Source organism: Lachnotalea glycerini (assembly GCF_003201285.1).
Taxonomy (GTDB): Bacteria; Bacillota; Clostridia; order Lachnospirales; family Lachnospiraceae; genus Lachnotalea; species Lachnotalea glycerini.
Genome location: NZ_QICS01000005.1, coordinates 52,365 through 74,010, shown reverse-complemented (window position 1 = coordinate 74,010; position 21,646 = coordinate 52,365). Strand labels below are relative to the sequence as shown.

Genomic DNA, 21,646 nt, shown 5'->3' with positions numbered 1-21,646 from the left:
TAGCAGTAATAAAAATGACGAACAATGTTATATCAGGTACTTTGGGCAGATGAAAACTTAAGAGGTGCAAAATGACAAAAAAAAACAGACAATATATTAAAATTAGAGGAGCAAATGAGCATAATCTAAAAAATATAGACGTGGATATTCCACGTAACGAATTCGTTGTATTAACAGGTCTTAGCGGATCAGGAAAGTCCTCCCTTGCGTTTGATACGATATATGCAGAAGGACAAAGGCGATATATGGAATCACTGTCTTCTTATGCAAGGCAATTTCTAGGACAGATGGAAAAACCAAATGTAGAAAGTATAGAGGGGTTAAGTCCGGCCATATCGATTGATCAAAAATCAACCAATCGAAATCCCAGATCAACCGTAGGAACGGTAACAGAGATATATGATTATTTTCGTTTGCTATATGCAAGAATTGGTATACCTCATTGCCCGAGTTGTGGTAAAGAAATAAAAAGACAAACAGTCGATCAAATGGTTGATCAGATTATGCTTCTTCCAGAGAGAACCAAGATACAGCTTTTAGCCCCAGTTGTGAGAGGAAGAAAAGGTGAGCATAATAAATTATTTGAACAGGCAAAAAAAAGTGGCTATGTTCGAGTGAGAGTAGATGGTAATCTATATGAGCTGGCTGAGGATATTAAGCTGGATAAGAATAAAAAGCATAATATTGAAATTATTGTTGACCGCCTTGTGGTGAAACAGGGTATTGAAAAGAGACTTACAGATTCAATAGAAACAGTTTTGGAGTTAGCTGAGGGACTATTAATTGTAGATGTAGCCGATGCTAATCCAATCAATTTCAGTCAGAGCTTCTCTTGTCCGGACTGTGGAATCAGCGTTGATGAAATAGAACCCAGGAGTTTTTCTTTTAACAATCCCTTTGGAGCATGCCCGGACTGTTATGGTCTTGGCTACAAGATGGAATTTAACATAGACTTAATTATACCGGATAAAAGTCTTAGTATTGCACAAGGCGCTATTACTGTAATGGGATGGCAGTCGAGCACAGATAAAACAAGCTATACACGAGCTATATTGGATGCATTAGCAAAGGAATACAAATTTGATTTAGAAATGCCCTTTGAGAAATTGTCAGATGAAGTACAGGATATATTAGTTCATGGTACCAAGGGAAGAGAAGTAAAAGTTTATTATAAGGGACAAAGAGGAGAAGGAGTATACGATGTTTCCTTTGAGGGTATTATTAAAAATGTCGAGAGACGATACCGTGAAACTTCTTCTGATGCCATGAAGCAGGAATATGAGACATTTATGAGAATCACGCCTTGTAAGGAATGCAATGGACAGAGATTAAAAAAAGAATCTTTAGCAGTCACTATTTGTGATAAAAATATTCATGAAGTTACATCAATGTCTATTAAGAAGCTAAAAGAGTTTATGGACAATATGCAGTTAACTAAGACACAGGAGCTGATTGGTCAGCAGGTATTAAAAGAAATCAAGGCTAGAGTTGGTTTCCTGATTGATGTTGGACTTGATTATTTGACATTGGCCAGAGCAACTGGCACGTTATCAGGTGGAGAGGCTCAAAGAATTCGTCTTGCTACTCAAATAGGATCGGGATTGGTAGGAGTAGCTTACATTTTGGATGAACCAAGTATTGGACTTCATCAAAGAGATAACGACAAATTGCTCAAGACTCTAATACATCTCAAGGAATTAGGAAACACTCTTTTAGTGGTAGAGCATGATGAAGATACAATGTTGGCAGCAGACCATATTGTAGATATCGGACCAGGTGCGGGAGAGCACGGTGGTGAGTTGGTTGCCCAGGGTACAGCCAAGGAAATTATGGAGAATATGAAATCGATAACTGGAGCTTATCTAAGTGGCAGAATTAAAATTCCTGTGCCAAAGGAAAGAAGGGTACCGACTGGTTGTCTGAAGATAATAGGAGCCCAAGAAAATAACTTAAAGAATATCAATGTTGAAATCCCACTTGGAATTATGACTTGCGTAACAGGCGTTTCAGGCTCAGGAAAAAGTTCATTAGTAAATGAAATACTTTATAAAGAGTTGGCAAGAAAGCTAAACCGTGCCAGAACCATTGCGGGAAAGCATAAAAAAATAGAAGGCATTGAACAGCTTGATAAGGTAATTGATATTGATCAGTCTCCGATTGGAAGAACACCACGATCTAATCCGGCAACTTATACAGGAGTCTTTGACCAGATACGTGATTTGTTTGCGACAACACAGGATGCAAAAGCAAGGGGATATCAAAAGGGACGTTTTAGCTTTAATGTGAAAGGCGGACGCTGTGAAGCCTGTGGCGGTGATGGAATTATTAAGATTGAGATGCATTTTTTACCGGATGTTTATGTTCCTTGTGAGGTATGTCAGGGTAAGAGGTATAATCGAGAGACTCTTGAGGTAAAATATAAAGGCAAGAATATTTATGATATACTTAATATGACGGTGGAGGAAGCTCTCCAATTTTTTGAAAATGTTCCCTCCATTCGCAGAAAAATTGAAACCTTAAATGATGTAGGGCTTTCCTATATTCGATTAGGACAACCATCTACGACTTTATCAGGCGGGGAGGCACAAAGGATCAAACTTGCAACAGAGCTTAGCAAAAGAAGTACTGGAAAAACTATCTATATTTTAGATGAGCCGACAACGGGTCTTCACTTTGCAGATGTTCATAAGTTGATTGAAATTTTAAGAAGACTTTCTGAAGGAGGTAATTCTGTTTTAGTCATAGAGCACAATTTAGATGTCATTAAAACGGCAGATTATATTATTGATATTGGACCAGAAGGCGGAGATGGAGGCGGAATAGTTGTAGCAACAGGAACGCCGGAGGACATAGCGCATAATAAGAAGTCTTATACAGGAAAGTACATTAAAAAATATTTATCGTAAAAGACTAATAAAAAAATAAATTAAGTCGATATAATATAAAGGATATTTATAAATTTCCATTTCCCGAATAAGCTTTTTTACTTAAATATGAGAAATATGTTTTGCAGTTTATCAAGTTATTGTATTTATAAAAATCAACTGCGTGTTTAACTTTTCTCCTTTATTCTTATAAATAAAAATAACACACATTATGTGTGTTTTCTGAGGGAGTGCACTGCAGTAATTTACCGGCAACTGCAGTGCATGAGTTATGAAAAATCATATTAGCTATTTGCTAATACAATATCAGTATAAACATGAAATGTGTTCATTTCTTGACGAAACATTAAAAAAAAGGTGAAAAATAGTATTTATTGAATCATCTTAATAAAAATGAAATAAATATGAACAAAAAACTTTCATAAATTTAAGCTAGAATAGAAAAATAGGAAAAATATAAGAAAAGACTTTAAAAAATTGAAATTATTGTTTATAATGTAAACGAGTATGTGAAATACTATGGATATTGATGAGTAAGTATATTCTTCAATGTTTCACTTATTTATAAATATTACATTATATTTAGCAGACAAAATAATTTTTGTTTATTTTGAAATAGATATAGCTTATTCGAAAGGGGAAAATTATGTTAGGTACGGATATTGGTATTGATTTAGGAACCGCAAGTATATTGGTATATATAAAAGGAAAAGGTGTTGTTTTAAAAGAGCCATCTGTAGTTGCGTTTGACCGTGATACAAACAAGATTAAAGCGATTGGCGAAGAAGCAAGATTAATGCTTGGAAGAACACCAGGAAATATAGTGGCAGTAAGACCTCTTAGACAAGGTGTTATTTCGGATTATACGGTAACAGAGAAAATGCTTAAATATTTTATTCAAAAGGCATTGGGAAAGAAAACTTTTCGTAAGCCGCGAATAAGTGTCTGTGTACCTAGTGGTGTGACAGAGGTTGAGAAAAAAGCCGTAGAGGATGCTACTTATCAGGCAGGAGCAAGGGAAGTTTCTATTATAGAAGAACCAATTGCAGCAGCAATTGGAGCAGGCATTGATATTTCCAGACCTTGTGGTAATATGATAGTTGATATTGGCGGTGGAACTTCTGATATCGCAGTTATTTCACTTGGAGGTACTGTAGTTAGTACGTCTATTAAGATTGCAGGCGATGATTTCGATGAGGCGATTGTTCGATATATGCGTAAAAAGCATAATCTTCTAATCGGTGAAAGAACTGCTGAGGACATAAAGATTAAGATAGGCTCTGCTTATAGAAGGGCAGAAGTGGACTCGATGGATGTAAGAGGACGTAATCTTGTGACAGGACTTCCTAAGACGGTTACAGTAACGTCGGAAGAAACCGAAGAGGCACTAAAGGAAACAACAGCACAGATTGTGGAAGCTGTTCACAGCGTATTGGAAAAGACACCACCGGAATTGGCAGCAGATGTTGCTGATCGAGGTATCGTTTTAACAGGAGGCGGAAGTCTTTTAAGAGGTTTAGAGGAATTAATTGAAGAAAAAACCGGAATTAATACAATGACCGCTGAGGATCCGATGACAGCTGTAGCAATTGGCACAGGTAAATTTGTTGAATTCCTTAGTGGGAAAAGAGACAATTAGTTAAGGAGGCAAGTATATGGTAAAGGGGTTATACACAGCCTATACAGGCATGATTAATGAACAAAACAGAATGGATGTAATTACGAATAACATGGCTAATGCATCTACCTATGGATATAAGGCTGAGGGCGCAACGGCGCAGTCTTTTGCAGATGTATATGCAGTTAAAATCAAGGATGCATCAGAATACTATGTAAATAAAAGATTAGGAACAATGAGTATGGGTGCTCAAATAGGAGAAACCTATACTGATTATTCACAGGGGTCTTTTAAGGAGACCTCAAATACATATGATTTAGCTTTGGATGGAAAAGGCTTTTTTAGTATTTCTTTTACTAATAAAGCAGGACAGACATCTACCAAGTATACTCGTGATGGTTCGTTTACAGTAAACACGCAAGGCTATTTAGTTACTAAGGACGGAGATTATGTTCTGGGGAACGGAAACTCTCCAATTAAGATCGACACAAATACAACCGTTAAAATTGACACGTTAGGTAATATATATCAGGATGGAACCTTAGTTAATAAGTTGGCAATAACCGATGTTACCAATTATGATTACTTGGAAAAATACGGTGAGAACATGTACAATCTGGTTGATGGAGGCACCACACAGGCGTCTACTGCAAGGGTTCAGCAAGGTTACATAGAGTATTCAAATGTAAATGTAGTATCAGAGATGGTTAATATGATTCAGACAACACGAGCATATGAAACGAATCAAAAAGTAATCACAACGATTGACGGCACATTAGATAAAGCTGTCAATACAGTGGGTAAATTATAATTGATGATGCTTAAGAGGAATAGAGAGGTGTATAAGGAATGGTAAGAACATTATGGACAGCAGCCAGTGGTATGATCGCGCAGCAAACTGCAGTTGATACAATTGCAAATAATCTTGCAAATGTTAATACAACAGGCTATAAAAATGAAACGGCAGAATTTAAGTCTTTGCTCTATCAGACATTACAGACAAAGACTACATCAAAAAATGGAGAAAATAAGCCTATTGGTGCTCAGGTTGGTTTAGGTGTTAGAAACTCTTCTATTACCTCTCATTACACACAGGGTACTTTGACAGAAACAGGAATTTATACAAATTTTGCAGTCAGTGGAAATGGTTTTTTTGCTGTTAAGGCAGAAGATGGCAAAACTTATTATACGCGTAATGGAGTTTTTCAGTTTACGGCAGGAACGAATGGTTTGGTTCTGGCTACGAGTGAAGGATATCCGGTGCTTGATACAAGCGGTAATCAAATTACCATTCCAACGACATACAATTCTTCCAATGTAACGGTAAACTCATCTGGTCAGCTTTATTATACAAATGCCGATGGAACTACGACGGCGCTTGGAAAGACAATAGGTATGTACCAATTTAATAACCCGGCTGGCTTATTGAAGCAGTCTGACAGCTTATATGCAGTCAGTGATGCTTCTGGAGCTGCTATCAATGAATCAACAAATACTGCAGTAACAAAAAGCAAAATTTATCAGGGCTATTTAGAAGCGTCTAATGTGCAGGTTGCAGACGAGATGGTTAATCTAATAGTTGCACAAAGAGCATATGAAATGAATTCAAAAGCAGTTCAAGCGGCAGATGATATGATGCAACAGGCTAACAATTTAAGATAAGTATAATAAGTATATCTTGAAAGGGGTTAATAAGAATGGATGGAATTTCTTCTATATATGGTGCGCAATATCTAAATAATACGACGGCCTCAGATAAAGTTGAGGATAGTCTTTCAAAAGATTATTCTACTTCGTCGGATGATGAATTGATGAATGTGTGCAAGCAGTTTGAGCAATATTTTGTAGAACAGGTTTTTAAAGAGATGAAAAAAATGATTCCGGAAGAGGAAGATGATTCCACGAGTGGGGTAAGTACTCTGGATTATTTTGAGGATACTCTGACACAGGAATATGCCTCTATGGTAACAGAAAAGAATGAACTTGGTATTGCCCAGACACTGTATGACCAAATGAAAATAAATTATAATTTATAGAAATTAAACATAGAGCGAAGCATCAGTATCAATAACTTAATACAGGTTTCGTATTTGGACGGATATATTCTGGGAGATCATTTTTATTTCCCAGATATATCCGTTCGATTTACTTAAGTAATGAGGAAATAAGCTTGAGGAGGTGAAAGGGTGGAAGTGATAGAAGGATATATTGAACATATTATTTATCGTAATGATGATAATGGTTATACAGTACTAAACATCATAAGCGATGGAGAAGAAATTACTTGTGTCGGCATGTTTCACTATATTGGAGAGGGAGAGTTAATCGAAGCGGAAGGTAATTATATAGATCATCCTAATTATGGAAAGCAATTTCAGATTAAACAATATAAGATAAAAGCACCACAGGACATGATCGCAATTGAAAGATATCTGGGTTCCGGAGCTATTAAGGGGCTTGGAGTTGCACTTGCTTCTCGAATTGTAAGAAGATTTAAAGAGGATACATTTCGAATTATTGAAGAAGAGCCCGAGCGACTCGTGGAAGTTAAGGGTATCAGTGAGAAAAAAGCCAGAGAAATATCTGATCAGCTAGAGGATAAAAAGGATCTTCGTAAAGCCATGATTTTTTTACAACAATACGGAATATCAACTACGCTGGCGGTAAAAATATATAACCAATATGGTCAAAATATTTATAATATAATAAAAGAAAATCCCTATCGACTGGCAGATGATATAAGCGGAATAGGTTTTAAAATAGCAGATGAGATTGCAAGCAGAGTTGGTATACATACTGATTCTGATTTTCGCATTAAAAGTGGTATATTATACGTACTTTTACAAGCTATTAATGAAGGACATACTTATTTGCCGGAAGCATTGCTTCTATGTAGAGCAGAGGATTTGTTAAAAGTAGAACAGTTAAATATTCAAAAACACATTATGGATATGGTGATAGATAAAAAGCTGATTGTAAAAGCACAAGAAGAAATAAAAAATATCTATGCGGCACGTTATTATTATATGGAACTAAATACCGCAAAAATGCTTCATGACCTGAATATACAATGCGATGTAGATCAAAAAGAAATTTATCAAAAATTAAAAAGGATTGAGCTAAATTCGGAAATCGAACTGGATGAGCTGCAACAACAGGCTATTATCGAGGCGGTTAGGAATGGACTTCTTATAATAACAGGTGGTCCTGGAACAGGAAAAACAACAACTATAAATGCAATTATTAAATATTTTGAATCAGAGGAATTAAGTATACAACTGGCAGCACCAACGGGTCGTGCGGCGAAAAGAATGACGGAAGCAACTGGATATGAAGCACAGACGATCCATAGATTATTGGAAGTCTCAGGTGTACCGGATAGTGAAACGACAGGAGGATTTGACAGAAATGAAGAAAATCCACTAGATGCTGATGTTGTTATTATTGATGAAATGTCGATGGTAGATATTTATTTGATAAATGCTTTGCTAAAGGCAATTGTGGTCGGAACCCGTCTTATTTTGGTAGGGGATGTGGATCAGCTTCCGTCTGTCGGACCGGGGAGTGTATTAAAGGATATAATTCATTCAGAGAAATTTAAAGTCGTCATGTTAAATAAAATATTCAGACAGGCTGTGCAAAGTGACATAATTTTGAATGCCCATAAGATAAACAAGGGTGAGCGGGTGAATGCAGATAATAAAAGCAAAGACTTTTTTTTGCTAAAAAGAGAAGATTCTAATGTAATTATTCGTGTTTTGTTGACTTTGATTCAAAAAAAGCTTCCTCCTTATGTTGATGCGAGTTCTTATGATATTCAGGTTCTTACACCTATGAGAAAGGGAAATCTGGGGGTAGAAAGATTAAATGAGGTCTTACAGGAATATCTAAATCCTAAGGCAGCCTCAAAGCAGGAAAAGGAATATGGTCAAGGTTTGTTTCGTGAAGGCGATAAGGTCATGCAGATTAAAAATAATTACCAGATCGAATGGGAGGTTAGAAACCGATACGGAATCATGCTAAATAAGGGGATGGGCGTATTTAATGGTGATATGGGTGTGATTAAAGAAATTAATCATTTTACAGAAGAGCTGGTAGTTGAATTTGACGAAGGGAAAACGGTAAGCTATTCCTTTAAGCAACTAGATGAATTAGAGCTTTCCTATGCTATTACAATACACAAGTCACAGGGAAGTGAATATCCTGCGGTGGTAATCCCACTTCTCACAGGACCTAGAATGCTGATGAACCGTAATTTATTATATACAGCGGTTACAAGAGCCAAAAAATGTGTAACAATTGTAGGAAACGAAGAAACATTTCAAATGATGATAGAAAATGAAAGCGAACAAAAAAGATATTCTGGTTTGGCGGATAGAATTTTAGAATTGGATCACTTGATTTAGGTGCAGTTACGTTGGAGAGATTTGGGGAGAAAGAATTTTTGTGCGGAGTAATACGAGAAAGTTAAAAAAGTTTACAGAGGAAGTTATAAATATTATTTTTCCATTGACATGTCCGGTATGTCAGGAAGTCTTAAAAGTTAATTATATTCAGATTTGTGATACATGTAAGAAGAGTCTTCCATATATAGGTGAACCAATGTGTAAAAAGTGCGGAAAGCCATTAATGCTTGAGGAGCAAGAGTATTGCTATGATTGTAGCAAAAAGGAACATTTATTTAATAAAGGAATTGCTTTATGGGTTTATGATGATAGGATAAAAGGCTCACTTTATCGCTTTAAATATAATAATAAGCGTGAGTATGCAAAAGTATATGCTAATGAAATCATGCATAAATATGGAGAAAAGATCATGAGTTGGAATGTAGATGCAATAATCCCTGTACCACTTCATAAATCCAAATTAAGAAGCAGAGGATATAATCAGGCAGAGATTTTGGCAAAGGAGTTGTCAACTTATATTGGTGCTCCGGTTTATACTAACTGTGTTAAGAGAATTAGAAAAACTTTACCTCAAAAGGGTCTTAATAATAAACAAAGAATAAATAATCTTAAAAATGCTTTTAAAATAGTTAATTTTGATGTAAAATTAAATAAAGTATTATTGATAGACGATATTTATACTACGGGAGTAACAATGGATGGTGTAGCAGAAGTACTTAGGGAGACTGGCGTCTCCGATACATATTTTGTTACTGTAAGTACTGGTGATGGGTTATAGGAGGAACAAATTATGGATGTTAGAAATTGTAAAAAATGTAGAAAATTATTTAATTACATAGGCGGACAACCAATCTGTCCCTCATGTTTAGCAGATTTGGAAGACGAATTTCAAAAGGTGAAGGTTTATTTGAGAGAAAATCCAAAGGCGACCATGGTAATGATTGCAGAGGATAATGAGGTTAGTGTTCAACAAATCAAGCAATGGATAAGAGAAGAAAGATTATCCTTTACGGATGATTCACCGGTTGCAATTGAATGTGAAAATTGTGGTACGATGATAAGAACCGGCAGATATTGTAAACAATGTAAGGATAAGATAGCAAATAATATGAATGAGGCAATCAAAAAGCCAACAGCAATATTGGCTAAAGATAAGAAACCAACTCGTGAAAAAGAAAGAATGCGCTTTTTAGATAAGCTATAAAATCGTCCCTGCAATTATTTTATAATTGTGGGGACATTTGTCTATTTATATTTTTAGGATATGTATTGGTGCAATTTATATAAAGGACAATTATGTATCTGGAAAGTGGGAACATAGGGTTCTATGACAAGTAGTTTTGTTCTACAAGGAGATTTGTACATGGAATAAAAAACTTTCCATAAAGTGTTAGATATGATATAATCAAGCTGATGCTTATAAGAAACGTTATAAGAGGTGACATATGTTAAATGAGGATAGAATTAAATTAATGACTAAAATGGCGGCTTATGAGATGAAACAGGGAAAGAAAGAAATACCAATTTCCAAGTATTATCGTATTGATTATATTACATACCACATGCTAAAAACAGCTGTAAGTATTACGATAGCATTTTGCTTGTTTGTGGGAATGTGGGGAGTATATAAAGCCGAATATTTTATGGAGAATATTCACAAAATAAATTTAATTTTATTAGGAAAGTCTTTTTTTAAATATTATGCAATTTTTATGCTAGTCTATATGATTTTAGCATATTTTGTGTATATGATTAAATATAGCCATGCAAGGCATGGAGTTAAAAGGTACTACGGACAGCTTAAAAGGCTTAGTAAGCTCTATGAAAAAGATGACAATAAGAATAGCAGCAGAAAAAGCTTAGGAGGTAGAACAGATAATGACCATATTACTAGAATTTAGAGAGAAGCTGAAAATGTTTTATGGAAAATATGAAATTTATATTAGACCATTTACAAAATGTATTATGGCATTTTTAACGCTTTCCATAATAAATTCAAATATTGGTTTTATGACTAAGCTTAAAAATCCGGCATTAGTGGTCATATTTGCACTTGCATCCACTTTTTTACCGTTAAATGCAACTTTAGTTTTAGCTGCACTTTATATGGTTTTGCATTTTTACGCGGTTTCATTGCCTGTAGCTTTGGTAGCATTGGTTTTGATTGTGCTTATGTTTTTAATGTATTATCGGTTTTCCCCAAAGGAAAGTTATCTGGTTTTATTGACACCAATTGCATTTATATTAAAAATTCCATATGTAGTGCCAATTGTAGCCGGACTGGTTGGAACACCACTATCCACAGTACCGGTAGTTTTTGGGATTATTTTATATTACTTGATGTACTCTGTTAAACTAAATTCATCTGTTATCAATAATTCTGAAGCAAGTAATATGCTTCAGACTTATACCTATTTAATTGATAATGTAATAAATAATAAGGATATGTTTGTTTGCATTCTGGCATTTTCGGCAACAATTTTAGTAGTATATTTAATAAGAAGAATGTCCGTGGATCATTCATGGAGTATAGCAATTATATTAGGAGCCTTAACTAACTTACTTATTATGTTAATCAGCGACTACATGTTTAATGTGTCATTTCAAATTATAGGACTCTTAATCGGTATGATAATTTCAGTTGCAATTGCCTTTTTTGTTCAATTTATGAGCTTTAATCTAGATTATACAAGAGCAGAGCATGTTCAATTCGAGGATGACGAATATTATTACTACGTAAAAGCGATACCTAAAGTAAGCATTACGACCAGAGAGAAGAAAGTAAAGAGAATTAATCCACAGAAAAAAATGACAAGAAAAACTCCATTGTCAATGACGGAAGAAATTGATTTAGAAAATGAGTTAAAAAATTTGAAGTAAAGACCAATCATGGAAAGGGTGTGATGAGATGAGTAATATAGAAAACTTTTTAACGAGTTATTTGTTTGGCTTATCCCTTCCAAATATAAAAATTACAGATTTGGTGGAAATTATCATTATAGCATTTATCATTTACCAGATTATGCTATGGGTTAAAAATACAAGAGCATGGATGCTTTTTAAAGGTATTTTATTTTTACTTGCATTCATATTATTTGCATCTATTTTTGAAATGAATACAATACTTTGGATAGCAAGTAAAACAATCAATGTTGGAATCATTGCGGTTATTATTATATTCCAGCCGGAACTTAGAAAGGCGCTTGAGCAGTTAGGAAGAAAAAACATACTTACCACTTTGTTTCCGATTGACAGTCAACGCTTTGGAGAAGAGAGATTTAGTGATAAGACAGTAAATGAAATAACTAGAGCAGTATTTGAAATGGGTAGTGTAAGAACGGGTGCTCTTATCGTAATTGAGAGAGATATTAGTCTGACCGATTATGAAAATACTGGCATAGAAGTAGATTCATTGATATCAAGTCAATTATTGATTAATATATTTGAACACAACACTCCGTTACATGATGGAGCAATTATAGTACGCGGCAATCGTGTGGCAGCAGCAACCTGTTATTTGCCATTGTCCGATAATATGGGACTTAGTAAGGAACTTGGGACGAGACATAGAGCCGGGGTTGGTATCAGTGAAGTATCAGACTCATTGACTATTATTGTTTCGGAGGAGACTGGCAAGGTTTCCGTTGCTACAGGAGGAGAATTAACTCGTAATGTGGATTCTGACTATTTGAGAAGTAAGCTTTATGAACTACAAAATAAGAGTCCAGAATCAGGCAGATTCAGAAAAACGAAAGGCAGGGTAAAGAATGAGAAAAAAGTTAACTCATAATTGGGGTCTTAAAATCATTTCGGTCCTATTTGCAATCGTTTTATGGCTTATTGTAGTTAATATTGTTGATCCTGTTGAAACAAAAACATTTAATAATGTTCATGTTACGGTTGAAAATGAATCCGTTATTAAGGATCAGGGAAAAGTATATGATATTACGGATAATAGTGATACTATAAGTGTAAGTGTAAAGGGAAGAAGATCGGCTTTGGAAGCATTAAAATCTACCGACCTTGTTGCAATTGCTGACATGAAAGAAATGATAGTTAAAGATTCGGTTCCTATCGATGTAACTGCTTCTAAATACAATGATAAAATTCAGGATATTTCACCAAAAACAAGAACGTTAAAAATCAGTATTGAGGATTCTGCCACAAAGCAATTTGCAATTAATACAATAATCAGTGGAACACCCGGAGATGGGTATGCAGTCGGTGATATTACTTGTAATCCAAGTGTATTAAAGGTAACAGGAGCAGCATCTGTAGTAAATAAGATTAGTAAGGTTGCAATTACCGTAGATGTAGAAGATATGACAACGACAATTAATGCATCCTATACTCCTAAATTTTATGACAGTGACGGAGATGTGATAGAGTCTACTAGTCTGGAATATAAGAGTGATGATATAGCAGTAACAGTTGATTTGTTAAAGACGAAAGAAATTGAACTTAATTTTTTGACAAAGGGGACACCGGGAGATGATTATCAATGTGTAGGATTAGTATGCTCACCTGATAAGATTACCGTTGCTGGTGAGGATGAGGATCTGGCGGATCTTAATGAGTTAGATATAAATAATGATCTGATAGATATCAGCGATGCAACTGACAACGTACAGCAGATTATCGATATAACAGGTTATCTGCCTAGTGCAGTTCGATTGGTAGATTCCAGTGAGGCTTCAGTTTTAGTTACTGCAATCATGGAGAAATTAGAGACGAAGAGTATTGAAGTGGCAAAAAGTAGCATTGCGCTGCAAAACATTCCGTCGAAGTATAGCGTTAATTATGCAAATAATGACAATATAGTAGTAACGATAAAAGGTTTAGCGGAGGTTTTAAATGATATTACGGCAGGCAATATTACAGCCAGCTTGGATTTATCAGGACTTAAAGAAACAGGTACAAAAGTAGTTACTGTTGCCGTTTCATTAACAGACGGAATTGAAGCATCAGTGGTTGGAGAGGTAACAGTAAATATTGTTGTAACAAAAAGTGCAACAAATGCCAGTGGAGCAAAATCTTAGAGGAAGAAATGGATGGAGATAAAATGGGTAGATTATTCGGAACTGATGGAGTAAGGGGTATTGCAAATAGTGAGCTCACGATAGAGCTTGCTATGAAGCTTGGACAGGCAGGAGCCTATGTACTAACGAAAGAAAATGCACATAAGCCAACTATTATAGTAGGTTGTGATACCAGAATTTCAGGTGGTATGCTTGCAAATGCTTTGATGGCAGGTATTTGTTCGGTTGGAGCAAATGCAATTTATCTTGGTGTACTTCCGACACCTGCTGTTGCTTATCTAACAAGAAAATACAAAGTGGACGCAGGAGTTGTTATATCGGCATCACATAATCCAATGGAATTCAATGGAATTAAATTTTTTAATGCAGAAGGCTATAAACTATCTGATGCCTTAGAAGATGAAATTGAAGAGTTGATTCATAATAATATGAATAACGTTAATATGCCAATTGGTGCAGAAATTGGAAAAATAGAGTATAAAACGGATGCAAAAGAAGATTATGTGAAATTTGTAAAGTCAGTAGTTGATGTGGATTTGACAGGTGTTCGAATTGTAGCTGACTGCGCAGAGGGTGCTGCCTATTATACTGCGATAAGGACTCTAACTGAATTGGGAGCTGACGTAGTAGCGATACATACCAACCCGGATGGAACTAACATTAATTCAAATTGTGGTTCTACGCATATGGAGGAATTAATGGCAAGAGTTGTCTATGAAAAGGCGGCGCTAGGTCTTGCATTTGATGGAGATGCGGATCGTTTGCTAGCAGTGGATGAAAACGGTAAATTAGTGGATGGCGACGAGTTGATGGCAATATGTGGATATTATTTGAAAGAAAATAGAAGACTGAAAAAAGATACCATTGTTGCTACTGTTATGAGCAATCTTGGATTTATGCTTATGGGAACGAAGAATGGTCTTCGGATTGAACAGACTAAAGTGGGAGATCGCTACGTTTTAGAGAGAATGATAGAAATTGGGGCAAATCTTGGTGGCGAACAATCAGGCCATATAATATTTCTGGATGAAAATACAACGGGAGATGGATTAATTAGTGCCTTGCATTTATTAGAGGTAGTTGTGAAAACGAAGAAACCGTTGTCTGAGCTTGCTCAAATAATGGAAGTAATGCCTCAAGCTCTAGTTAATGCAAAAGTTCCGAATCATAAAAAAGATAAGTATATGGAATATGCTGAAATTGCAGAAGAAATACAAGAAATTGAGAAAATGTTTGCTGGTGAGGGAAGAGTATTAATAAGACCTTCTGGAACCGAGCCATTGGTTCGAGTTATGATTGAGGGTAAGAATCAAAAAGTAATTGAAAAAGAGGCTCATAAATTGGCTGAATTGATAACTAAAACTATGTTATAAGAATAAGATATCTAAGAGAGAATTGTGTTAAAACATCTTATTATGGAGGTAAGGCATAATGGTAAGTCAAAAAGTGGTTATTAAGAATCCAACAGGATTACATTTAAGACCGGCTGGAATTTTATGCAAGGAAGCGATGCAGTTTAAATCACTTATTACATTTAGCTATTGGGGGAATACAGCAAATGCGAAAAGTGTTCTAAGCGTGCTTGGAGCATGTGTGAAATGTGGTGATGAAATAGAAATTAATTGCGACGGTGAAGATGAAGAAGAAGCATTAAAGGCCTTAGTGGAAGCAGTGGAAAGTGGCTTAGGAGAATAATGGCTTAATGCAATAAATGTTGAAATGAACTAAGAGATTAGGAAAAAATATGAAAGATAGAATAATTGGGTTATTAGAAAGCTATGGGAAATTAATAGTTATATCAGGCATTGTGATTGCAGCATTAGGGCTTGCTGTCAGCTATGTATTTCCTAATACAGTAATCAATACAACTGATATTAATGTAATAGAAGGCTCAGAATTTTCCATTCCATTACCGCCAAACAGCTTTGTTGAATATCAATGCAACTCAGGTACAAAGCCTTTAAATGGAATACAGGTATGGATATCTAAACAAGGTGCTGAGTTTACGGATGGTAAGGTGATATATGAGGTATATGACAGTAATGGAACTTTATTGGGAACAGGAGAGCAATTATTAAAGGATGTCGATGATCCCCAATATGTATACTTGCCATTTACCAATATGTCGGAATGCAATGGCGTTTTGACAATAAAATTCTATTTCACGGGAAGCGAGAATGCATATCCGGCTTTGATTGCTAACAAGGAAGTAGAAATAAAGGATGAATATGCCAGTACGAGCGTGAACGGTAAAAGAATTGAGGGAAATTTAAAGTCTAGCTATATTTATTTTTATCATACCTATCCGCTTGTTTTTGACTTAAAAGTAATGCTGGCAATTTTTGTTAGTGTATTTTTCACATTGGAAAGTAAGAAGAAGCAGAAAGTGATTAAGCATTATGAATAGAAGGAATACGAATTGGAAGAGAAATGGTATTGTTGTAACAGCTATTATATTAATAGCTTTCTTAATTGAGTGCTTTGGCTATAATCAAAGTGCTATTTTTCATGCAAATGATTCAATTACTTTTGATTTATCGCATCAAAATGACACGATAAAAATTGAAAATGATGAAGAATTAGTACCTCTGACGGAGGATAAAATAGCCGAGATTGAGCTTCAAAAGCAAAATGACAAAATTGTAGCTGAGTTAAATAACGAGGAATATGTAGAGCAAGTAGATGAATCTTTGGTAGAACAGGATGGTGTACTGGCCAGAAGAGTCTATCAGACGACCATAACTCTCGATATTGGAACAGATTACTATATCAAGAAGCTTCATGTGACATATCCAACGGATTCTGATTTGGGCTATGGAATTACACGAATGCTAGGTGGTATTCAGGATGGTAAGAGTGTTTACGATTCATTAAATGCCCGACTAGGTGAAAGTGTTACCAATGTAAATGGACAGGCAGACCAAATTATAATCAGCTTGTCAACAAGTCAGGAATTTACAGGTAAGAATGTTACAGTTGCAATTAGCAACGAGTTTCACATTAATTATTGCAGAATGCTATATTTAATTGGTGGTATGCTTGCAATTGCATTTTTAATTTTAAATAAAAGTTTATTCAGTAAACGTCTTGAATTTGCTTTTATTATATTATCACTGCTATTTGGCAGCTTTATGATTTTATTTGACGGAACGAATGAAAGAAGCTGGGACGAGCAGGTTCACTACGAAAGTGCATATAGGGCTTCTTTTGGGCAGATGATTCAGTATACAGAAGCCGCCATTCAAATGAAAGGTTTAGTAGTACCAAACTATGATAGCATAGAAGAAAAGGGAATTGTAGCTGACTATTTGCAGGAGAGAAATGATTATAGCAAGGCGGACTTAAAATATCAGCAAAGATTTGTTTTGTATAATGTAAGAGCCTATCTGCCGCAGTCAATTATGCTTGTGTTAGCAAGAATTTGCGATCTTCCGTTTTCCTGGGCATATATGCTTGGTAAGTTTGGGAATCTATTATTCTATACATTGATGATGGCATTGGCCATTCGGATTGCTAAGTTTGGAAAGATATATATTGCTGCTATCGGTCTTTTGCCGACACCGCTGTTTTTGGCATCGGTTTATGCGTATGATGCATTTATTACAGCATTGGTATTTTTAGGTTTTATCCTATGGCTCAATGAAATAATTGATAAGGATAAAAAAATAAAGTGGTACATTGCACTTGCTATGATACTGTGCTTTGTTGTAGGTACATGGTCAAAGACGATTTATATTGTAATGATGCTGTTATTATGCTTTTTACCAAAAGAAAAGTTTGATGACAAATTTAAGACGGCTTTCTTTAAAGTTGGAATTGTTGCTATCGTTTTGATGCTTCTCTATACGATTAAATCGCCGCCAATTACAGCAAGCTCCGGTTATGATGCAATTCAGACGAATATCCAATATTTTGGTGATAAGCGTGTTGCTAATACAAGCTTTGTTGGCCAAATAAAATATATTTTCCAGAATCCGCTGATATATACAAAGATTTTGCTTAGAAGCCTTAAAAATTCAGCTTTTGATTATTTACTTGGTACTTCTACCTGGCTGTTATATGCGTATTTAGGTCGATTTCCAAAGATATTTGCAGCACTTACTAGTGTGTTAATATTAGGAATATCTTTGTTTCAAACAGAGGCAGACAGAAAGCATATATTAGAAAGAAAATGGAAGCTGTTATTAGCAGTTATGGCTTTTGGTGTGGCATGTCTTGTATGGACAGGTCTATATATCAGCTACACAGGTGTTGGAGAGAATTATATTAATGGGGTACAAGGCAGGTACTATATTCCGTTTATCCTGCCACTTATGTTTGTATTCAAAAACAATAAATTTAAAGTAAATATTTCAACTGAAATGTTTCATAAAATCATTTTTTCAATTATTATATTCATCAATCTTTACGGAACATATGTGTATTTCTTAAAGCCACTTTGTTTCTAAAACCAATGCGTAGAGGAGTGAAACAATTCTTCTGCGCATTATTAGCAAGGAGTAGTACATGAATAAAAAAAGATTAATAATAAATATGTCAGCACAATTGATATCCATTTTTGTAACAATAGGGATTAACTTTGTTTTAAGTCCATACATAGTAGCTCGTGTAGGAAAAGCAGGAATTAGTTATGTAAAGATGTCAAGCGATTTTGTATCCTATGCGCAAATACTGGTGTCTGCTTTAAATACAATGGCGAGTAGGTTTATTACTATCAACATTCATCAGGATAATTATAAAGATGCCAATAAATATTTTTCGTCCGTATTTTATGCGAATATTATAGTGAGCGCGATATTGCTGCTCCCATCTGTGATTTTAGTAATATTTTTAGACAATATTCTTAATATAGGGCCTGAATTAGTTTGCGATGTTAAGATATTATTTGTTCTTATTTTTATTAATTTTTTCATCAGTATTATTACATCAATTTATAGTGTTGCTACCTATGCTACGGACCGATTGGATTTATTGGCGATTAAAACCATTCAAACTGAGATAATACGTGCAATTATCTTAGCAGTAGCATATGTGTTTTTTAGACCATACTTATGGTATATCGGTTTTGCTTCAATAGTGTGTACACTTTTCTTAGCCTTTGCTAATCGTAAGTTTACCAAGCAATTACTTCCTTGCATTAAAGTAGATAAAAAGTATTTTGATTTGGGAAAGATATGGGAATTGGTATCTCTCGGACTCTGGAACTCTGTGACAAGACTTGGACAAGCGCTTTTAGAACAGATAGATGTAGTAATTGCCAATATTTTTATTTCTGCTGATGCAGCTGGAGTTTTAACAATAGCAAAGATATTACCATCCACTGTTACAAATTTTATGGGAAATGTAATTGGAATCTTTAATCCTCAAATTACAATAGCCTATGCAAAAGGAAATACAGAAGAACTGATTCAGGTAATTAAAAGTTGCAATCGAATGCTCATATTTTTGCTAAGTATTCCATTGGCATTTCTTACCGCTTATAGCATGGAATTTTATCCGCTATGGCAGCCAACTCAGGATGCCATAGAACTATATCAATTAACAATACTTACGGTAGGAACTCTTTATGTTAGTATGAGTATACAAGTTCTTTACCATGTATTTATTATCACAAAAAAAGTAAAAGAAAATGCTTTTGTCATGCTTTTATCTGGAGTCCTAACAACTATTATTGTGTTTGTTCTTCTTAAAAATACGAACCTTGGTATCTATGCAGTAGCAGGAGTCAGTACCATCATTGGTTTGCTGCGTAATCTTACTTTCACACCACTCTATGCAGCAAAAGCATTGGGAGTAAAATGGTATCGTTTTTATAGTGATATCGGGCTTGGCTTTTTGTCGATTGGCTGTATTCTTGTCATTGCATTTATTTCTAAGCAATTTCATGAAATTGACAGTTATGCAAGTCTGCTGTTGGTTGGAATTCCGGCTGGAGTCGTATCAGTGTTTGCAAATTATTTTATAATATTAACAAAAGTTGAACGTGAAATGATAAGAAATAAAATTAAGAATGTATTAGGAAGAGCATAAAGCTAATGAAATACAAGGAATGATTGAAGCGTATAAAGTAATACATTGGAGGTGTTTGTAATGCAGCTTGAGCTTGCAAAAAGAGCTATGTTTACCTTGCCAAAGATAATATTTTGGAAAATTCGATATGGAAGAAAATTAAATATTACTTGGATTCAGGCGTTTGATAAAGGATTTGTTCTTCGTATTTCACCAAAAGCAAATGTATCAATTGGAAAAGAAATGGTAACCCGAACAAATGTGACAGTAAGAGCAGAAGAGGGTACTTTAAGCATTGGAGACAAATGTTTTCTAAACAGTAATGTAAGCATTACTTGCTTGGCGGGCATTTCTATTGGTTCGGGATGCCAGATAGCAAATAATGTAGTCATAGTAGATCACGACCACGATTATCGAAAGTCTCTAAGCAGCTTTATTAAGGAAAAAGTAGTGATTGGAAATGATGTATGGATTGGTGCAAATTGTGTTATCCTAAAAGGAAGCCAGATAGGGGATAACTGTGTTATTGCCGCAGGCAGCGTGGTAAAAGGGATAGTTTTGGAGGACTCACTTTATTATCAGAAGAGAGAAACGATATGTAAAAAGAAGAATGTGTATTGTCAGGAGAAGAGAAATGATTAGTATTATCGTGCCTGTATATAATAGTGAGAAAACATTGCAAAGGTGTTTGGAAAGCCTGATTCATCAGACCTATTCAGAACTTGAAATTTTACTTGTTATTGATGGACCTACTGATACATCCATAGATATAGGAAAAGAGTATGAGAAAAAGGACTCTCGTGTCAAGGTGATATTAAAGGAAAATGAAGGTGTATCCAGAGCAAGAAATACAGGTATTCAACATGCCAAAGGAGAATACATTCAATTTGTTGACAGTGATGATTACATTTCTGAGGATATGTGTGAAACACTTCTTAGAAATGTGGAAAACACAGGTGCGCAAATGGCTGTCTGTGGATATCACCATTTATTTTTACAACGTGATATTGTAAAAGCAGCAAAAAGAAACCATATAATTTTGAAAGAAAGTTCAGAAGAATTCTTAAAGTTATATGAAGCTGGGTTTTTAAACATGCCTTGGAATAAGTTATTTCTGAGAGAATTAATCAAAAACAGATTTGATGCGAGTTTAAGCTTGGGAGAGGATTTACTTTTTAATCTGGAATATATGAAAGGAGTAGAAAGCATCGTGATACTTGATGAACCGCTTTATTACTACATCCAGAAAAATGGGCAGGATACGTTATCCTCTAAGAAGAGAGCGGATAAATATCAGATTGCAGTACGAATCTGTGAAGCGGTGAAAGAATTTTATTCTTTACTTTTGAAAGAAGCCGATAAAGAAGAGTATAACCGAAAAATTCAAGTGGGTAATCATATAATATATAAACGTTTGCTACTGGAGTTTTTGGATGAAATTGAGGGAATGGCTTATGATAAGACGATAACCAGAGATCAAAAGCTTGATTTAATTGAGAAATATATGAAAGATTCCTACATTCAAAATGCGAATCAGAATATAGAAGGTTTACAGATTGATTATAGATTGATTAATTTCTTTTTTAAGAGAAAGAGAAAGTATATCGTTTACTTGCTTATTTATATTAGAAAGTGGTGTCTGAATCTGCTTCGGGGGACTAAGAGCTAAAGTCTTGTGTTTTATAAGAG

19 protein-coding genes are annotated in these 21,646 nt (G+C 34.9%); all 19 read left to right on the top strand.

Features of this window, described 5'->3' with window-relative positions; genetic code table 11:
* Positions 1 to 71: 71 nt before the first annotated feature.
* Entirely contained in the window at positions 72 to 2,906 is a 2,835-nt protein-coding gene (gene uvrA, locus C8E03_RS11350; RefSeq protein WP_094377213.1) for an excinuclease ABC subunit UvrA, read from the top strand.
* Between the two features lie 625 nt (positions 2,907 to 3,531).
* The gene (gene mreB / locus C8E03_RS11345; RefSeq protein WP_094377212.1) at positions 3,532 to 4,524 is read left to right on the top strand and encodes a rod shape-determining protein; all 993 of its coding nucleotides are present in this window, start codon (positions 3,532 to 3,534) and stop codon (positions 4,522 to 4,524) included.
* A 16-nt stretch (positions 4,525 to 4,540) separates the two neighbouring features.
* Positions 4,541 to 5,314 carry a flagellar hook-basal body protein gene (locus C8E03_RS11340; protein ID WP_094377211.1) on the top strand — a complete coding sequence of 258 codons (774 nt, stop codon included), beginning with the start codon at positions 4,541 to 4,543 and terminating at the stop codon, positions 5,312 to 5,314.
* 38 nt (positions 5,315 to 5,352) lie between these two features.
* Positions 5,353 to 6,165 carry a flagellar basal-body rod protein FlgG gene (gene flgG / locus C8E03_RS11335; RefSeq protein ID WP_094377210.1) on the top strand — a complete coding sequence of 271 codons (813 nt, stop codon included), beginning with the start codon at positions 5,353 to 5,355 and terminating at the stop codon, positions 6,163 to 6,165.
* Between the two features lie 35 nt (positions 6,166 to 6,200).
* On the top strand, positions 6,201 to 6,539 hold the full coding sequence (locus C8E03_RS11330) for a rod-binding protein (RefSeq protein ID WP_094377209.1): 339 nt from the start codon (positions 6,201 to 6,203) through the stop codon (positions 6,537 to 6,539).
* A 150-nt stretch (positions 6,540 to 6,689) separates the two neighbouring features.
* Complete coding sequence (gene recD2 / locus C8E03_RS11325) at positions 6,690 to 8,909, top strand: SF1B family DNA helicase RecD2 (protein ID WP_094377208.1); 2,220 nt, start codon at positions 6,690 to 6,692, stop codon at positions 8,907 to 8,909.
* Between the two features lie 40 nt (positions 8,910 to 8,949).
* Positions 8,950 to 9,687: a ComF family protein gene (locus C8E03_RS11320; RefSeq protein ID WP_242993498.1), complete on the top strand. Its 738-nt coding sequence runs from the start codon at positions 8,950 to 8,952 to the stop codon at positions 9,685 to 9,687.
* A 12-nt stretch (positions 9,688 to 9,699) separates the two neighbouring features.
* A complete protein-coding gene (locus C8E03_RS11315) occupies positions 9,700 to 10,113 on the top strand; it encodes a class I tRNA ligase family protein (RefSeq protein ID WP_094377206.1) in 414 nt (137 codons plus the stop codon).
* 241 nt (positions 10,114 to 10,354) lie between these two features.
* A complete protein-coding gene (locus C8E03_RS11310) occupies positions 10,355 to 10,810 on the top strand; it encodes a hypothetical protein (protein ID WP_094377205.1) in 456 nt (151 codons plus the stop codon).
* Positions 10,788 to 11,789 carry a hypothetical protein gene (locus C8E03_RS11305; protein WP_094377204.1) on the top strand — a complete coding sequence of 334 codons (1,002 nt, stop codon included), beginning with the start codon at positions 10,788 to 10,790 and terminating at the stop codon, positions 11,787 to 11,789. The genes C8E03_RS11310 and C8E03_RS11305 overlap by 23 nt, the downstream gene beginning before the upstream one ends.
* A 28-nt stretch (positions 11,790 to 11,817) precedes the next feature.
* Positions 11,818 to 12,699 carry a diadenylate cyclase CdaA gene (gene cdaA, locus C8E03_RS11300; protein ID WP_094377203.1) on the top strand — a complete coding sequence of 294 codons (882 nt, stop codon included), beginning with the start codon at positions 11,818 to 11,820 and terminating at the stop codon, positions 12,697 to 12,699.
* The gene (locus C8E03_RS11295; RefSeq protein WP_110291100.1) at positions 12,677 to 13,948 is read left to right on the top strand and encodes a CdaR family protein; all 1,272 of its coding nucleotides are present in this window, start codon (positions 12,677 to 12,679) and stop codon (positions 13,946 to 13,948) included. The genes cdaA and C8E03_RS11295 overlap by 23 nt, the downstream gene beginning before the upstream one ends.
* 23 nt (positions 13,949 to 13,971) lie before the next feature.
* Entirely contained in the window at positions 13,972 to 15,321 is a 1,350-nt protein-coding gene (gene glmM / locus C8E03_RS11290; protein ID WP_110291161.1) for a phosphoglucosamine mutase, read from the top strand.
* Positions 15,322 to 15,379: 58 nt separating this feature from the next.
* Entirely contained in the window at positions 15,380 to 15,643 is a 264-nt protein-coding gene (locus tag C8E03_RS11285) for an HPr family phosphocarrier protein (protein WP_094377201.1), read from the top strand.
* A gap of 49 nt (positions 15,644 to 15,692) precedes the next feature.
* Positions 15,693 to 16,355: a hypothetical protein gene (locus C8E03_RS11280; protein WP_110291099.1), complete on the top strand. Its 663-nt coding sequence runs from the start codon at positions 15,693 to 15,695 to the stop codon at positions 16,353 to 16,355.
* Positions 16,348 to 18,396 carry a DUF2142 domain-containing protein gene (locus tag C8E03_RS11275; protein WP_110291098.1) on the top strand — a complete coding sequence of 683 codons (2,049 nt, stop codon included), beginning with the start codon at positions 16,348 to 16,350 and terminating at the stop codon, positions 18,394 to 18,396. The genes C8E03_RS11280 and C8E03_RS11275 overlap by 8 nt, the downstream gene beginning before the upstream one ends.
* A gap of 58 nt (positions 18,397 to 18,454) precedes the next feature.
* Positions 18,455 to 19,978 (top strand): lipopolysaccharide biosynthesis protein, encoded by a 1,524-nt coding sequence (locus C8E03_RS11270; protein ID WP_094377198.1) that lies wholly within the window; start codon positions 18,455 to 18,457, stop codon positions 19,976 to 19,978.
* A gap of 60 nt (positions 19,979 to 20,038) precedes the next feature.
* Positions 20,039 to 20,599: an acyltransferase gene (locus tag C8E03_RS22465; RefSeq protein WP_242993496.1), complete on the top strand. Its 561-nt coding sequence runs from the start codon at positions 20,039 to 20,041 to the stop codon at positions 20,597 to 20,599.
* Entirely contained in the window at positions 20,592 to 21,626 is a 1,035-nt protein-coding gene (locus C8E03_RS11260; protein ID WP_170122980.1) for a glycosyltransferase family 2 protein, read from the top strand. Before C8E03_RS22465 ends, C8E03_RS11260 begins: the two co-directional genes overlap by 8 nt.
* Positions 21,627 to 21,646: the final 20 nt, after the last annotated feature.

What these genes read in the sequence shown, in the direction of transcription:
- uvrA (WP_094377213.1), top strand. Translation starts at nt 72, where the DNA reads ATGACAAAAAAAAACAGACAATATATTAAAATTAGAGGAGCAAATGAG.
- mreB (WP_094377212.1), top strand. Translation starts at nt 3,532, where the DNA reads ATGTTAGGTACGGATATTGGTATTGATTTAGGAACCGCAAGTATATTG.
- C8E03_RS11340 (WP_094377211.1), top strand. Translation starts at nt 4,541, where the DNA reads ATGGTAAAGGGGTTATACACAGCCTATACAGGCATGATTAATGAACAA.
- flgG (WP_094377210.1), top strand. Translation starts at nt 5,353, where the DNA reads ATGGTAAGAACATTATGGACAGCAGCCAGTGGTATGATCGCGCAGCAA.
- C8E03_RS11330 (WP_094377209.1), top strand. Translation starts at nt 6,201, where the DNA reads ATGGATGGAATTTCTTCTATATATGGTGCGCAATATCTAAATAATACG.
- C8E03_RS11315 (WP_094377206.1), top strand. Translation starts at nt 9,700, where the DNA reads ATGGATGTTAGAAATTGTAAAAAATGTAGAAAATTATTTAATTACATA.
- C8E03_RS11310 (WP_094377205.1), top strand. Translation starts at nt 10,355, where the DNA reads ATGTTAAATGAGGATAGAATTAAATTAATGACTAAAATGGCGGCTTAT.
- C8E03_RS11305 (WP_094377204.1), top strand. Translation starts at nt 10,788, where the DNA reads ATGACCATATTACTAGAATTTAGAGAGAAGCTGAAAATGTTTTATGGA.
- cdaA (WP_094377203.1), top strand. Translation starts at nt 11,818, where the DNA reads ATGAGTAATATAGAAAACTTTTTAACGAGTTATTTGTTTGGCTTATCC.
- C8E03_RS11295 (WP_110291100.1), top strand. Translation starts at nt 12,677, where the DNA reads ATGAGAAAAAAGTTAACTCATAATTGGGGTCTTAAAATCATTTCGGTC.
- glmM (WP_110291161.1), top strand. Translation starts at nt 13,972, where the DNA reads ATGGGTAGATTATTCGGAACTGATGGAGTAAGGGGTATTGCAAATAGT.
- C8E03_RS11285 (WP_094377201.1), top strand. Translation starts at nt 15,380, where the DNA reads ATGGTAAGTCAAAAAGTGGTTATTAAGAATCCAACAGGATTACATTTA.
- C8E03_RS11280 (WP_110291099.1), top strand. Translation starts at nt 15,693, where the DNA reads ATGAAAGATAGAATAATTGGGTTATTAGAAAGCTATGGGAAATTAATA.
- C8E03_RS11275 (WP_110291098.1), top strand. Translation starts at nt 16,348, where the DNA reads ATGAATAGAAGGAATACGAATTGGAAGAGAAATGGTATTGTTGTAACA.
- C8E03_RS11270 (WP_094377198.1), top strand. Translation starts at nt 18,455, where the DNA reads ATGAATAAAAAAAGATTAATAATAAATATGTCAGCACAATTGATATCC.
- C8E03_RS22465 (WP_242993496.1), top strand. Translation starts at nt 20,039, where the DNA reads ATGCAGCTTGAGCTTGCAAAAAGAGCTATGTTTACCTTGCCAAAGATA.
- C8E03_RS11260 (WP_170122980.1), top strand. Translation starts at nt 20,592, where the DNA reads ATGATTAGTATTATCGTGCCTGTATATAATAGTGAGAAAACATTGCAA.